The organism is Frankia umida, assembly GCF_023242945.1.
GTDB lineage: Bacteria > Actinomycetota > Actinomycetes > Frankiales > Frankiaceae > Frankia > Frankia umida.
Map to the genome: position 1 here is coordinate 1 of NZ_JALKFT010000001.1, position 13882 is coordinate 13882.

Below are 13882 nucleotides of genomic sequence, written 5' to 3' on the forward strand. Positions count from 1 at the left end.
CCTCCGCCGGCAGCTGGCCGCCGACAGCCCCGACGCCTACCTCCCCGACCTCGCCGCATCGCTGAACAACCTGGCGAACCGCCTGTCGGAGGTGGGGCAGGATGGGGAAGATCTGGCCGCCGGGTTGATCTCCGAGTTTCCGGTGAGGTGGGGACAAGGGTTTCTGCTGTGCCGTCGGGCTGCTGTCACAGAACGCCCTTTCCCTCGGCGCGCAGCTGATGCGATCGCCGCGCTGGAAATCCTCGATGGCGAGGATGCCCCCGAGGCCCTCGCTGAGGTGCACGGCATGCTGCGGGAACTGTTGAGTGCGAACCCAGCCAGCTTTGACCAGTTTTGGACTGCGGTACATCCCGGTGGCTATCCGGGCTGGCTGGTGCTGCCCGACGCTGTTCTGCGACAGGTGGTCGACTGGCTGAATGCTCCGACCATCCGGGAGTCCGCTGCCTACCTGGAGAGCCATCGTGACCTGCTCGGCCCGGCGGGCGTGGTCGCCCTCGACGAGATCGGTCTGAGATTTCCGCACGAGCCGCGGATTGAGGCGCACCGCCAACTACTCGCCACCGCCATCACCGAAGGTGTCGGTGCTGCTTACGCCCCACTACTGGCCAGCGATGTTCCTTAGGCCCGGATACGTCATCTGATGAAATCAACATCGATCACCTGGTAGAAGTCCTGGCCGGCGCCAGCGATCTCCAGACGCCGAATGGCACGTGATATCCCTGCCGCTACGGAAGCAGGCGCGAGCGCTCGGCCGGATTCCGCGGTAGGAGGTCGTCCGCCGACCAGCACAGCTGGGTCAGATGCTCGGGCTGACCCCGGCATCCACCGCCGGGGAGGCGCCGGGACCGGGCAGCACGTCGATCGTGTCGGCGCGGATGGGCTCGCCGCACCGCTCACAGCGGGGGGCGGCGGGCGCGATGTGGCCGCATGGCCGGTGCTGGTAGAGAACGGGCGGGCCGGCCGACCCGGCGAGCCACCGGTCGCCGAAGCGGGCCATGGCGATCAGGACGTCGCACAGGTCGACCCCCTCGGCGGTGAGCACGTACTCGTACCGCCTGGGCCGGGCCGAGTACTCGCTGCGGGCGAGGACACCGCACTCGACCAGCCATTTCAGCCGTTCGGCGAGAACCTTGCGGGAGATGCCGAGTTCGGCCTGGATCTGGTCGAAGCGGCGGATGCCGACCATCACGTCGCGCAGGATCAGCGGCGACCAGGGCTCGCCGATCAGGTCGAGGGTGCGCGCGATCGAGCAGGCCCGATCGGAGAACTGGGTGCGTTGCACGACGTCATCCTACGTCCATGAGTTCCCTGAAGGAACCACCCGTGCTAGCGTCCGTTCCGTCAGGAAACTGAATGAAGGGATGCTGATGATGAGCCAGCCGCACGACAACGCCATACCCACGCCCACGCCCACGGGCGTGCGCGTGTCAGCCACCGCCGCCGCGCCGCGGCAGGGCGACCTCGCCCTGCTCGACACTCCTGCCGCCCAGCGCCTGCTGGCGTCGACGATCCCCGCACGGTTCGCCTATGTCGCCCTCGACGGCACGCCCCGCGTGGTGCCGACCTGGTTCCACTGGACCGGCGAGGAGCTGGTGACGGTCACCTACGTCGACGGTCCCGCCATCAGCCATCCCGCGAAGCGGCTGGCCGCGCTGCGGCACCGGCCGGGCGCCGCCGTCACCATCGACACCGAGGGCTTCCCACCCGAGTCGCTCAGCCTGCGCGGCCAGGTCGAGATCACCGAGGTGGACGGCCTCGCACCCGAGTACGTCGCGGCGGCGCACCGCTACCTCGGGCCGCAGGCGGCTGCCGGCATGCTCAGCCAGGTCGACGCCCCCGGCACGGTCCAGGCCCGCATCGCACTGCGGCCGACCTGGGTCGGCCTACTCGACTTCGCCGGACGCAGGCCCAGCGCCCAGGGCGGCATCGACCAGCAAGAAACACCCGAATAAGACCGGGGAAACCACCAGAAGGCTAGACCGTGCGGACCTGGACGTCCGTGTCACCGGTGAGATACCAGGAGCGGCCGACGAGCGAGACCTCTCCGGTGGCCACCACCGGGGCTCGCTCCTCGTGGGCACGGATCGCCAGCCGGTAGGAGTCGCCCGAAAGGTTCACTCTGACCCGACGTCGGGATCTTCCCAGGTATCCGTCAATCACCGCCGTGCCGCCGTCGTCATTGCCCGCCCGCTCCAGACGGACCACCTGGCCGACGACTCGACCCTGAGCTTCGGTCGGCCTTCTTCTGAGAAGGCCGACAATTTTCTCCACCTGGTCGGCCTGGGGCCGCGGAACTTCGATACGACTCGGCGTATCCGAACCGGCGGGTATGGATCCCGAAAGGACAAACCGCAGTTCCAGCGCACGGACCCCTTCCTGCCCGCCCATCGCGCCGACCGCCTCCACCATCTCCGCGCTGGCACCTCGCTCCACCGCGTCGTCGAGCGTGATGCTGCCCTGCGGATCCAGAAGTTCCCGCGTTGCTTCCAGACCGCTGGCGAGGGTCTCGACGACTCGGCGCGAGAAAACAACCGGACCAGAAGCAGGATCAGCGCTGGAATCTTCCACAGCGCCTTCATGACGAACAAAAACAGGTAGCACGAAACTACCTCGAATCGTGTGGCCGAGCCGGAGATCGTTGGCCACGAAATCCGTCGCGGCTCCGGGTCTTCTACCCGGATGCGCCGGCCTTGGCCTGATCGCGCTGCACGCGGCGACCAGCATCATGCGCGAGATCCCGTCCACCAGGACCTTTGCCTCACTCAGCGGAATCGAATCACCTGGGGTGAGCTGGTCCGCCCGCAGGAGAACGATGTCGCTTCGCGCGCTCAGAATTCGAAGCGGCAGCGCGGTGCGTTCGATGCCGTGCACCAGGGATATCGTCCGAAGCGCATCCCTGACCCGCATCCCGAAATCCCGATATTCTGAATCATAAGGGACCATCACGCTCGAATCCAGCGCGGTGTTTTCCCAGATGGCGCTCACACCGAGGCTGTGCGCGACCCGCTGCCACCCGTTGACCAGCAAGAAGGATTCAATTTCGCCTGGATCCACGTCAAGCGAAGGAAGGTCTTCGATCGTCGTCGAGTCGACGCTCACGGCTTCCCTCCGCTCCCTATCCGATAAAGAATTCCCAGAAGCTGCTCTACATTGTAGACATTTTTCCGGGGCAGTACCACCGTTTTGGTGGATCCCGAGGTCGGACCGCTGCCTTCGATGCAGGTCCAGAAGGCCGAGCCATTGAGGATCATGCGATCCTTCTCGGTTGCCAGCCAGTCGACGGGATCTCCAGGAACAACAAGGACAACAAGTATTTTTCGGTTATAGGTCCTCGGGTCCTGTAGCTTGTTGTAGTGGGCACCTGACAGTTCCCAGTGCACACCATCTTCCCGGAGAACGTCCTGCGATGTGCACTTCATCTGCACATCCACCACCGACGAGCTGTAGCGACGGTGGTGGGCGACCTGTCGCACGGTGTAGTCGATCGTCTCGACGTCGGATCTCAGATCGGAGATCGTGCACCGCGCCGCAGCCGCGATCGCGTGGGTGAAGGCGAGGCTGAACGCCTGCTTGCACTCCGAAGCATGGAGCGACCCGTAGGGGATGCCCGACGGTGTCCACATAGCTGGCCACTGATTCGGAGCGGCACGCTCCCCCGCCACGCAACCCCCTCGGCCACCCAACGCCGGCAGATCACCACCATACGTGGCAAGAGGTGATCGGACGCCACGAGCCCTGCCGAGGATCCAACCCGGCAGCCACGGCTGGAACCGTCACGCGAGACGATCCGCAGGTCAGGCCGCACGAGTAGCCGCAGATGCCTGACGAAGAGCACGAAAAAGGCGCGGGGACGCTCGGGTCCTCGGTACGACTCCCAGGAGCCGCCCGGTCCGGCGCGCTTCCCTGGTTCCCTGATGTCCCTTTGCGTCACATTGCTGACCGCATGGGCGCGTCATCCTGACCTGGTCAACCGGCAGTGCTGAAGCCCGACATCAGCGCACCCCGGACCCAGTCCGAAAATCGGCATGCCGCACGGTGGGTTCCTTCGTGCTGCCGTGACGCGGGTCCGATACCGGGCAGGGTGGCGTACTCGGTCACGAGAAGGAAGAAGGCGATTCAGTGCCCGCGGTCAGTTCGGTGCGTGTGGTCAGCGCCGTGAACGCCGGCTGACCACGTCCCGCCATCTTCCGCGGCTTCCCCTACCGGAAGTCGTGGGAGGTGGCGGGGTCCGCGGCGTTGGCCGCATGGTCGAGCGCGTCGTTGAGCGCGGTCAGTTCGGAGGTGAAGGCGTGGAAGCGGGACGGGCCGAACTCGGCGAGCGCCTTCTTGAAGACGTCCGACTGTAAGGCGGCCTCCTGCTGGTAGATGCGCGCGCCTTCGCTGGTCGCCTGGAACACCCGGCGCCGCGAGCCGGGCGGCATGTGCGATTCGACCAGGCCGCGACCGATCGCGTTCTTCACCTGACGGCTCACCGTCGACTGCTCCAGATGCAGCGTGCATTCGAGGTCCGCCATCGTGCACGGACCCGACTCGGCCAGGGCCCACAGGATGCGGAACATCGACCGGTCCAGGGTCGAACCCTCCGGCGTCATGATCCGTCGGCGGCTCAGCCGCAGCACCTCACGGGCGATGGCCCGCAACAAATCGTCCTCGTCCGGCTCGCTGCCCACCGGTTTCCCGTCCAGCTGCTCCATCACCGATCTCACCTCGTCCAAACCAGGTCCCGGGGGGCCACGACGGGCCCATCTCCACCGCCAGCCCGCGGGACCGAAATCCTGCCACGGACGGCCACCACGCGGGTGGGTCGTCCGTCGGACACGCCCCGGAGCTGGCGGCCGATGAACCGCTCCGAGGCGTGCCCGATCTGTTTCGTCGCCCGGACCCGGCCGGGCGGGGTCTCACACCTTGGTGGTGACGGTGGACGTGTCGTCGGACGTCCGGGCCGCCGGGGCGAACGGGGCGTCCTGCGGGTCGATCAGGGAGACGGCCGCCGGACCGCCGATGCCGTTCTGCGGGGAGCCGCCGGAGACGATGTCGGTGGAGCGGGCCGGGCGACGGGCACTGATGAAGGTGGCCAGGCCCGCACCCAGCAGGGCGGCGACGGCACCGACGATGAAGCAGAGCCGGAACGCGTCCTGGTCGGGCACCTGGGTGTTGCCCAGAGTGATCGTGTTGCTGGCGAGCAGGGTGCCCATCAGGGCGGCGGCGAGGGTCGCGCCGACCGAACGGCTCAGCGCGTTCAGGCCCACCGCGGCACCGGCCTCCGCCGGCGGCGTCGCGTCCATGATGAGGGTGGGCATCGCGGCGTAGCCGATGCCGACACCGGCGGACGCCACGCAGGAGACCAGCAGCAGCTGCCAGGACGCGTCCATCCACAGGGCGGCGATGACGTAGCCGAACGCCAGCACGGTCGCCCCGGTCATCAGGGTGATCCGGGCGCCGAGGGTGGCGATCAGCTTGCTGGACACCGGGGCGAACAGCAGCATCATCAGCCCACCGGGCGCCATCCACAGCCCGGCAGCGAGCACCGACTGGCCGAGCCCGAAACCGGTGGCCTTCGGCAGCTGCAGCAGCTGCGGGACGACGATGGACTGCGCCATCATGCCGAACCCGACAGCGACGGCCGCGATGTTGGTCATCAGCACCGGCCGCTTCGCGGTCGCCCGCAGGTCGACCAGCGGCTCGGCCTGGCGCAGCTCGTAGGCGCCCCAGGCGACCAGGATGACCACCCCGCCGATGATCGCGCCCAGGGTGTTCACGGACGCCCAGCCCCAGTCGTTGCCCTTGGAGATACCGACCAGGAAGGCGACCAGACCCGCGGCGAGCCCCAGCGCGCCGCCGATGTCCATGCTTCCGCCGTGCGAGTCCCGCACGTGCGGCACCGCGAACACGCTGGCCAGCAGCACCAGCCCCGCGATCCCGGCCGACACCCAGAACAGGGCGTGCCAGTTGAGGCTGTTGACGATCCAGGCGGCCAGCGGCAGACCGATGGCACCACCGACACCGAGCGTGGCGCTCATCGCGGCCAGCGACGTCGCCGCCATCTTCGGCGGCGTGATCTCCCTGATCAGCGAGATACCGACCGGGATGAAGCCCATCCCCAGCCCCTGCAACGCCCGACCGGTCAGCATCGGCAGAATCGAGCTGGACATGGCGCACACCAGCGAGCCGACGACGAGCGTCGCGGCGCTGGCCACCAGCACCCGCTGCTTGCCGAACAGGTCCGCCAGGCGCCCCGCGACCACCATGGCGACCGCGGCGGCCAGCAGCGTCACCGTCACCACCCAGGCGGCGCTGGACGCCGAGGTGCCGAGCAGGTCAGGCAGGTCGGACTGGATGGGGATGACGAGCGTCTGGGAGAGCGCGGCGGTCATCCCGCCGAGGCACAGCGCCGCCACCGACACCGCCGGTGGAACCTTGGAGATCCGTACGCCTGGAGACATGTTCTTCCCTTCGTCGGCCTACATGCATGCTACATACATGCATCTCCCCCACCAAGGTTCTGTTGTCCAGGTCTCCCCCGTCGCCTACGTCACTCCTGGTGTCCGATGTCACTCCTGACGTCACCACCGCCCCTCCCTTCCCTGGCTGGAGGTTCGCCCTGAGCAGCGGTGAACTGATCGACCTGTCGGTGCCGATCGTCGACGGCATGCCGGTCTACCCTGGCGATCCGCCGGTCACGGTGGTACCCGCGCTGCGGGCGGCCACGGACGGCGCCAACGTGCAGCGACTGCACCTGGGCTCACAGACCGGCACCCACGTGGACGCCCCCTGGCACATCGACGACGCCCTGCCCCGCCTGGACCAGATCCCGCTGGAGCGCTTCACCGGCCCCGCCCTACCCGTCGACGCCCGCGGCCTCGCCCCTCGGACGCCCCTGCCGCCGTCGATCCTGCCCGCCGACCTGCGCCCCGGGGACATCGTCCTGATCGTCACCGGCTGGTCGACCCGCTTCGGGCACCCCAGCTACCTCGACCATCCCTACCTGGCCGCCGCCACCGCCCAGGCCCTCGTCGACGCCGGCATCCGCACCATCGGTATCGACGCCGCCAGCGTCGACCCATCCCCCTCCTCGGACGGGCTGGCCGCTTCCTCGGACGGGCTGGCGGCTTCCTCGGACGGGCTGGCGGCGCACCGGGTCCTGTGCGGGGCCGGCGCGGTGATCGTCGAGAACCTCACCGGGCTGGACCGGCTGGTGACGGCCGCCCGGCTGGGCCGCCCGATCGAGATGTTCCTGTTCCCGCTGCCACTGGCCGGGACGGACGGCGCCCCCGTGCGCGCCGTCGCCCGGCTCGGCGCACCTCGACGCGACCCCACCCGGGCGCGCGAAACCCCCTGACACCGAGGGCCGGCCTGTCACCCCCCGGGTGAACCCGGGAGGTGCGACGCGCGTGTCAGCTACCTACCGCGTGTCAGCTACCTACCGCGTGGCGGTGCAGCAGCGGCTCGTAGTCGGACGGCAGGTCGTCCGGGTCGGCGCTCTGGCCGTGGGCGCCGGTCGCGGGGGGCGCGTCGGCGGTCGCGGGGAAGAGCCCGCCGTGGGTGCCCTGCGGGTTGAGCTGGCCCCGACCGGGACGGGAGGTCGTGGGTCGCGAACCCGCCCGACCGATCGGCCGCGATGCCGCGCGGACGGCGACCGCGTCGGCCTCGTCCAGGTCCACCGCGACCTCGACACCCACCTCGAGCTCGACCTCGACCGGCTGCCCGGACCAGCCCTGGCCGTACCCGACCGGCTCCTCCGCGCCCTGGCCACGCGCGGCCCGCACCTGGGCGTCCCGCGCGTAGGCCGACTCCGGGTAGTCCGACTCCTCGTACGGCGACTCGGCGTGAGCGGACTGCGCGCTCGGTGACCGCGCGTATTCGACCTGACCGAAGCCGGCCGGAACGGACTCGTCGGCCCAGTCGGTGTCGCCGTCGGCGTACGGGTCGTACTCGTGATCGTGGCTGTAGTTGTGGCCGTGGCCGGACGATGCGTCCCCGACGCCGCGGACCCCGCCCATCAGCGCGCCGAGGTCGATGGTCTCGGCCTGGGCGTGGGCGAGTTCCTCCTCGGTGAGCTCGTCGGCCTCGTCCGCCTCGTCGCCGGTGCGCTCGTGGTAGGCGAAGCTGGCGCCGACCGGGCGTCGACGGACACGGGCGATCCGTTCGGCCTCGATGCGCCGCTCGATCGCCTCCCGGGTGATCTCGAGTCGACGCTCCAGGCGCGTCGTGCGGCGCAGATGCACGACGTAGGCCGCGAGGCCGACGTCGACCAGCAGCTGCAGACCGATCCACAGGCCGCCGAGGACCGCGGCGAGCAGCGCCGTCACCGGCACCAGCACGGCCAGCACCGCCAGCCGCTGACGACGCGTACGCATGAGAGCGGCCCGCTCCGCGCTGATCCGCCGGTCAGCGGCGAGCTGCGTCTGGGCTGCGACCCTGGACTGGGTCGCCGAGCGGGGCTGGGTCGTGGAGCGGGGCTGGGTCGTGGAGCGGGCGGCCAGGGGACGGGCGGCGCGCGGGCCGGTCGAGTCGGCGTGAGGCATGGCCGCTCCTTTCACCACGTCGAGGCGCTGCGGGTTCGGGCTCTGGTGGACGTCTCGGCCGCCGTGGGCCAGCTCGTCGCCCGCGACTGCGAGATCGTCTCCGGCGGAGAGGCCATCGCTGGCCGACCCGTCACCGGCCAGGTCGTCGCTGACCAGGTCGTCGCTGGCCAGGTCGATCAGGTCCTCGTCGGTCAGGTCGTGCGGCGAGGACGGGCGACGGGAGAGCACCCGCATCGCCCCGGTGAACCGCTCCGAGGAACGCTGTTCGGAGAGCGTGTCGTGCCGGCGCAGCCACATGGGTATCAGCACGAAGCCCCAGACCGCGACGATCGCGACCCAGATCAACGCGCTCACCGGACCATCACCGCCAGGCCGGCCGTGCGGACCGTGCCGGATGCGACGGACGCAGCGGGAGCGGCGGTGCTGACCATGCGGAGCCTCATCTCGACACCAGCGGATTGCGTTTTCGTGGTTGAACGCTAGTGAGCGAAATCCACGTGGTCACCGACCCGAACCCCGCGTGTCGCATACGCAATGCAGTGTGTGCGCATCGTGGCACCATCGTGTATCACACCAGATGCCCCAGGGAAGATCAGAACGAAACATGTGGAAGCACTCCCGTAAAGCACGAGGCCGTCGACGGGCACTGGGAATCCACTCGGGAGTGCGTGCGAGGACACCAGCCGGTGACCGCGCGCGACCCTGGTCCGGTTGCCGACACCCACGCGACGCCGGAAGTGGAACTCGTCACCCACGCCGGCTTACCCGGATGTGGGTCCCCATCCACCGTCCAGCTACCCCAGGATGGGGTAGAAGGTCCCCTTGACCAGAACGACGCGAATCCCCACAGACGGGGGATCCTCGCGCGATCGCGACAGCGACCAGAGATCAGCGATCAGCGATCGGGTGGAGGCGGCTACTGCTGGCGCAGGTGGCTCTCCCGCCAACGGCAGACCAGACCCTCGGGCACGTCCTCGGTGGTCAACGCGAATCCGAGATGGTCGCGGTAGTGACCGTCGATGGTGAGATAGCGCCGGTGCAGGCCCTCCTCGCGGAAGCCGAGCTTCGCGAGGACCCGTCGGCTCGCGGCGTTCTCCGGACGCACGTTCGCCTCGACGCGATGCAGCCCGACGGGTCCGAAACAGTGATCGACGATCAGCGCGATGGCAGTCGGGGTGATACCGCGCCCGGCGTACTGGCTGTCCACCCAGTAGCCGATCTGCGCGCTGTTGAAAGCGCCCCGCAGGACCGGCGCGACGGTCACCTGGCCCACCAGACGGCCCGAGACCACCACCGCGAACGGCAACGCCACGCCGACCCGGGCCTGCTGGCGCAGACGGTGCCACATCTGCCGGTAGACGGCGATGGTCTGCCGCTGGTCCCAGGTCTCACGGACCATCATCAGGCCCGGCGGAGTCGCCTCCCACGGTGCCAGCCAGTCGGCGTTGCGCAGCCGGACCTCCACCCAGCTCGACGCGTCCCGCAGCCGCAACGGCCGCACGACGACCGGTCCCTCGGTCAGGACCGCCGGCCACCCCGGTGCCCGCACCACCGCCCGCCTCTCAACCGGCCGGTTCGGCGCCGTACCGGCGCGGATGGTCGTCCTGACCGCCGAGTTGCGCGACGGCGTGGACGACGACGTCGGCGAGCACGGCCAGGCCGTCGCGGACGCCACCGGTGGAACCGGGGAGATTCACCACCAGGGTGTCGCCCGCCGTACCGACCAGGCCGCGCGACAGCGCCGCCGCGGGCACCGTGTCGCGGCCGGCGGCACGCAGCGCCTCGGCGAGGCCGGGAACCGGGCGCTCCAGCACGGTCGCGGTCGCCTCGGGGGTGACGTCCCGGGCACCAAGGCCGGTGCCACCGGTGGTGACGACCAGTTCGACGCCGTCGGCGATCGCCGCACGCAGCGCGGTCTCGATGTCGGCCCGTTCGTCGGGCACCACCGTGGGCGGGTCGACCTGGAAGCCGAGCGCGGCCAGCCCGTCGGCCAGCAGCGGCCCCGACCGGTCCTGGTAGACGCCGCGATGGGCCCGGTCGGACACGGTCACGACCCGCGCCCGGGCGCCCGCCGGCAGCCGACTCGTCGACGCCGCCCCGGCCCGGTGCCCAGCGGCGCCGAGGGGGGGCCTCGGGGCGCTGTCGGGGTGTGAGTGCGGGGCGGCGCCGCGGTGGCGGGGCGCGGCGGCCTGCCAGTCACCGGTGCGACCGCCCGACTTCGACAGCACCCGCACCTCGGAGAGCTGCGCGCCGGGGTCGACCGCCTTGACCATGTCGTGCAGGGTCAGCGCGGCGACGGTGACGGCGGTCAGCGCCTCCATCTCCACCCCGGTCCGGTCGGCGGTGCGCACGGTCGCGACGATCTCCACGGCGTCGTCGTGCACGGTGAGCTCCACCGTCACCCCGGACAGCGCGATCGGATGGCACAGCGGGACGAGGTCCGGGGTGCGCTTGGCCGCCATGATCCCGGCGATCCGGGCGGTGCCCAGCGCGTCCCCCTTGGCGACCCCGGGGCCGCGCAGCAGGGTGATCACCTCGGCGGAGACGAGCAGCAGGCCGGTCGCCATGGCCGTACGGACGGTGACGTCCTTCGCCGCGACATCGACCATCCGGGCGCTGCCGCGCTCGTCGACATGCGTGAGACCGGAACCCGTCATCGGTCGTCCGTCACGTCCGCATCCGTCCAGCCCATGCCGGAGAGGATGGACCCCGAATCCGCGCCAAGCAACAACGCGGTGAGCCGGGACCCGACCGGGACCTCGGTGACCTCCTCCGGCACGACCAGCAGAGCCTGCGCGGCGGCGAGCGAGGTGAGCTGATGCGAGCCCTGGGCCGCGACCGGATGGGCCACCGGTCCGCCGGGGCCGTACCGCCCATCCGGGCCGGGCCCGTCCAGGCGTACCCGGATGTAGGCGCGCCGCCCGGGGGACGAACGCAGCGCCGTGCCCACGGTGACTTCGAGGGTCGGCAGGCCGGTCGCGGGCAGACCGCGCAGCCGGGCCAGCGCCGGGCGGACGAACAGGTCGAACGACACCAGGGCGCTCACCGGGTTGCCGGGCAGGGTGAACACCGGAACGCCCTCGATCAGTCCGAACCCCTGGGGCCGGCCGGGCTGCATCGCGACATGGTCGAACCGCATGCTGCCGGCGCCGGTCAGCACCTCCTTGACCACGTCGTACGCGCCGACGCTGACCCCGCCGGTGGTCACCACCGCGTCGACCTCGGCGAGCACGTCGTAGAAGGACTTGGTGAAGGCGTCCGCGTCGTCCGACACGCCCACGAGCCGGCGCACGAGCCCGCCGCACTCGCGGACCGCGGCGGCGATCGCGTGGCTGTTGGAGTCGACGATCTGCCCGGGCCGCGGCGGCGAGCCGACCTCGACGAGTTCACTGCCGGTGGACAGCACCGCCACCCGCGGCCGCGGACACACCGGTGGACGGGCCACGTTCACGGCCGCGAGCAGGCCGATCTGCGCCGAGCCGAGGATCGTGCCGGCGGACAGGACGAGCGAGCCCGGTTTGACGTCCTCCCCCACCCGGCGGATGTGCAGGCCACGGCGGGGCGCCTGGTGGACGGCGACCGCCTCCCGGCCGGCATCGGTCCATTCCAGCTGGACGACCGCGTCCGCCCCGGCCGGCAGCGGCGCGCCCGTCATGATCCGGGCGGCGGCGCCGGGACGTAGCGGCACCGGGATACCCGGGCCGGCCGGTATGTCGGCCTCGACGGGCAGGACGACGGGGGTCTGCGCGCTGGTGTCAGCGACGTCGGCGGCGCGCACGGCGTAGCCGTCCATCGCGGAGTTGTCGAAGCTGGGGACGGCGACCGTGGCCCGCACGTCCGCGGCGAGCACGCAACCGTGCGCGTGGGCCAGATCGACGCGTCGCGGCCTGGTCGGCGCGACCGCCGCCAGGATGCGCGCTGTGTGTTCGTCCACCGTTGTCATGGCGTCCGCCCCCGTCCGTGCGACCGGAATCCCCGGTGGGACCGGCCACGGCCGGCGCCCACGGAGCGCGCGCCGGCCGATTCCGGGGGCGTTCCCGACCCGCGAGCGGGCCGTCAAGGTTCAGCTGAATGCAATCAGTCTTGTCGGGAAGATGACAAGTGGATGAATGACCGCAATCAGGACAGTCCGCTCTTGGGACCGCCCGCGGCGACATACTCCTCGATCCAGGGGTACAGCTCGGGCCCGAGATCGGCCCGTTCGCACGCCAGCCGGATGACCGCCTTGAGGTAGTCGACCCGGTCACCGGTGTCGTAGCGCCGGCCGGTGAACACCACCCCGTGCACGGGTGCCGCGCCCGGGTCCTCCTGCTCCCGACGGGCCAGGGTGCGCAGCGCGTCGGTGATCTGGATCTCGCCGCCGCGACCCGGCGGGGTCTCCCGCAACACGTCGAAGATCTCCGGCGCGAGGACGTAGCGGCCGATGATCGCCAGGTTGCTCGGCGCCTCCTCGATCGGAGGCTTCTCGACCAGATCCTCGATCCGCACGATGCCGTAACGATCATCCGGACCGCTGGGGATCGGGCGCACCGTCGCGACCCCGTACATCGACACCTGCTCGCGTGGGACCTCCATCAGCGCGATGACACTGCCACCGAAACGCTCCTGCACGGCGAGCATCTCCGCCAGCAACGGGTCCCGCTCGTCGATGAGATCGTCGCCGAGCAGGACGGCGAACGGCTCGTTGCCCACGTGCGCGGCCGCGCACAGCACGGCGTGCCCGAGGCCGCGTGGCGACTGCTGACGCACCGAGTGCACCTCGGCGAGCTCGGCCGATGCCCGCACCCGACGCAGGCGTACTTCATCGCCCTTGCGCTCCAGCGCGGCCTCGATCTCCGTCTCGCGGTCGAAATGATCCTCGACAGCCTTTTTGCTCCGACTTGTGACCAACAGGACGTCGCGCAGCCCCACGCGCGACGCCTCCTCGACGACGTATTCGATGGCCGGCCGGTCAACAACCGGCAGCATCTCCTTGGGCACCGCCTTCGTCGCCGGGAGGAAGCGGGTCCCCAGACCCGCAGCCGGAATTACCGCCTTCGTCACTGGCATGGACAGACCTTAGCCGGGCTGCAGTTCACCGGCATGACGGCGCCCGCCCTCCATACGCAATACACAGCTCAGCCGATCCATCCGGCGGATGTTTCCGCCTGGCCGGCCATCCCGACCCCGATGTCCCGCCGGCACCAGAACTCCAGGTGCCCCCATCCCAGGCCCACCGAGCGCACCCGAGCCCGCCCACCGGACGACCGCCGCCCGGCTCGGATCCGTGACGAATCGATCTGTGATGTGGCAAACACTCGGGATCGCGCCCGGGATGACGCTGTGACCTGACCGGGCCGGCACACCCCGCCAGACGC

13 protein-coding genes are annotated in these 13882 nt (G+C 70.3%); 3 read left to right on the plus strand and 10 right to left on the minus strand.

The genetic code is table 11. The features are described 5' to 3' along the window. A partial coding sequence (locus MXD59_RS00005; protein ID WP_248822864.1) for a hypothetical protein occupies positions 1-622 on the plus strand: 622 nt, incomplete at its 5' end. 174 nt (positions 623-796) lie between these two features. Here MXD59_RS00005 and MXD59_RS00010 read toward each other — a convergent pair. Further along, entirely contained in the window at positions 797-1282 is a 486-nt protein-coding gene (locus tag MXD59_RS00010; RefSeq protein WP_248822867.1) for a winged helix-turn-helix transcriptional regulator, read from the minus strand. An 88-nt stretch (positions 1283-1370) separates the two neighbouring features. Between MXD59_RS00010 and MXD59_RS00015 the strand changes: the two genes are divergently transcribed. After that, positions 1371-1952, plus strand: a complete 582-nt coding sequence (locus tag MXD59_RS00015; RefSeq protein ID WP_248822870.1) for a pyridoxamine 5'-phosphate oxidase family protein — start codon at positions 1371-1373, stop codon at positions 1950-1952. Between the two features lie 22 nt (positions 1953-1974). Here the strand turns inward: MXD59_RS00015 and MXD59_RS00020 are convergent, their stop codons facing one another. From MXD59_RS00020 to MXD59_RS00035, 4 genes are all read right to left on the minus strand, one after another. Next, on the minus strand, positions 1975-3099 hold the full coding sequence (locus tag MXD59_RS00020; RefSeq protein WP_248822872.1) for a hypothetical protein: 1125 nt from the start codon (positions 3097-3099) through the stop codon (positions 1975-1977). After that, positions 3096-3662, minus strand: a complete 567-nt coding sequence (locus MXD59_RS00025) for a DUF4365 domain-containing protein (protein WP_248811396.1) — start codon at positions 3660-3662, stop codon at positions 3096-3098. The genes MXD59_RS00020 and MXD59_RS00025 overlap by 4 nt, the downstream gene beginning before the upstream one ends. 537 nt (positions 3663-4199) lie before the next feature. Further along, positions 4200-4694, minus strand: coding sequence for a MarR family winged helix-turn-helix transcriptional regulator (locus MXD59_RS00030; RefSeq protein ID WP_248823212.1), 495 nt, complete (start codon positions 4692-4694; stop codon positions 4200-4202). Positions 4695-4898: 204 nt separating this feature from the next. Beyond that, positions 4899-6443, minus strand: a complete 1545-nt coding sequence (locus MXD59_RS00035) for an MFS transporter (protein ID WP_248822875.1) — start codon at positions 6441-6443, stop codon at positions 4899-4901. Between the two features lie 98 nt (positions 6444-6541). On the opposite strand from MXD59_RS00035, the gene MXD59_RS00040 reads away from it, so the two are divergent. Then, positions 6542-7339: a cyclase family protein gene (locus MXD59_RS00040; RefSeq protein WP_248822878.1), complete on the plus strand. Its 798-nt coding sequence runs from the start codon at positions 6542-6544 to the stop codon at positions 7337-7339. A gap of 73 nt (positions 7340-7412) precedes the next feature. Here MXD59_RS00040 and MXD59_RS00045 read toward each other — a convergent pair whose 3' ends face one another. The 5 genes from MXD59_RS00045 to galU form a co-directional block, all read right to left on the minus strand. Continuing rightward, positions 7413-8879 (minus strand): SepX/GlpR family protein, encoded by a 1467-nt coding sequence (locus tag MXD59_RS00045; protein WP_248822880.1) that lies wholly within the window; start codon positions 8877-8879, stop codon positions 7413-7415. 562 nt (positions 8880-9441) lie between these two features. Beyond that, the gene (locus tag MXD59_RS00050) at positions 9442-10074 is read right to left on the minus strand and encodes a GNAT family N-acetyltransferase (protein ID WP_248822883.1); all 633 of its coding nucleotides are present in this window, start codon (positions 10072-10074) and stop codon (positions 9442-9444) included. 13 nt (positions 10075-10087) lie between these two features. After that, the gene (gene moaCB / locus MXD59_RS00055) at positions 10088-11182 is read right to left on the minus strand and encodes a bifunctional molybdenum cofactor biosynthesis protein MoaC/MoaB (protein ID WP_248822886.1); all 1095 of its coding nucleotides are present in this window, start codon (positions 11180-11182) and stop codon (positions 10088-10090) included. Continuing rightward, positions 11179-12468, minus strand: coding sequence for a molybdotransferase-like divisome protein Glp (gene glp, locus MXD59_RS00060; RefSeq protein WP_248822888.1), 1290 nt, complete (start codon positions 12466-12468; stop codon positions 11179-11181). The genes moaCB and glp overlap by 4 nt, the downstream gene beginning before the upstream one ends. 176 nt (positions 12469-12644) lie before the next feature. Continuing rightward, entirely contained in the window at positions 12645-13574 is a 930-nt protein-coding gene (gene galU / locus MXD59_RS00065; protein WP_248811404.1) for a UTP--glucose-1-phosphate uridylyltransferase GalU, read from the minus strand. Between the last annotated feature and the right edge of the window lie 308 nt (positions 13575-13882).

What these genes read in the sequence shown, in the direction of transcription:
- MXD59_RS00015 (WP_248822870.1), top strand. Translation starts at nt 1,371, where the DNA reads ATGAGCCAGCCGCACGACAACGCCATACCCACGCCCACGCCCACGGGC.
- MXD59_RS00030 (WP_248823212.1), bottom strand. Translation starts at nt 4,694, where the DNA reads ATGGAGCAGCTGGACGGGAAACCGGTGGGCAGCGAGCCGGACGAGGAC.
- MXD59_RS00035 (WP_248822875.1), bottom strand. Translation starts at nt 6,443, where the DNA reads ATGTCTCCAGGCGTACGGATCTCCAAGGTTCCACCGGCGGTGTCGGTG.
- moaCB (WP_248822886.1), bottom strand. Translation starts at nt 11,182, where the DNA reads ATGACGGGTTCCGGTCTCACGCATGTCGACGAGCGCGGCAGCGCCCGG.
- glp (WP_248822888.1), bottom strand. Translation starts at nt 12,468, where the DNA reads ATGACAACGGTGGACGAACACACAGCGCGCATCCTGGCGGCGGTCGCG.
- galU (WP_248811404.1), bottom strand. Translation starts at nt 13,574, where the DNA reads ATGCCAGTGACGAAGGCGGTAATTCCGGCTGCGGGTCTGGGGACCCGC.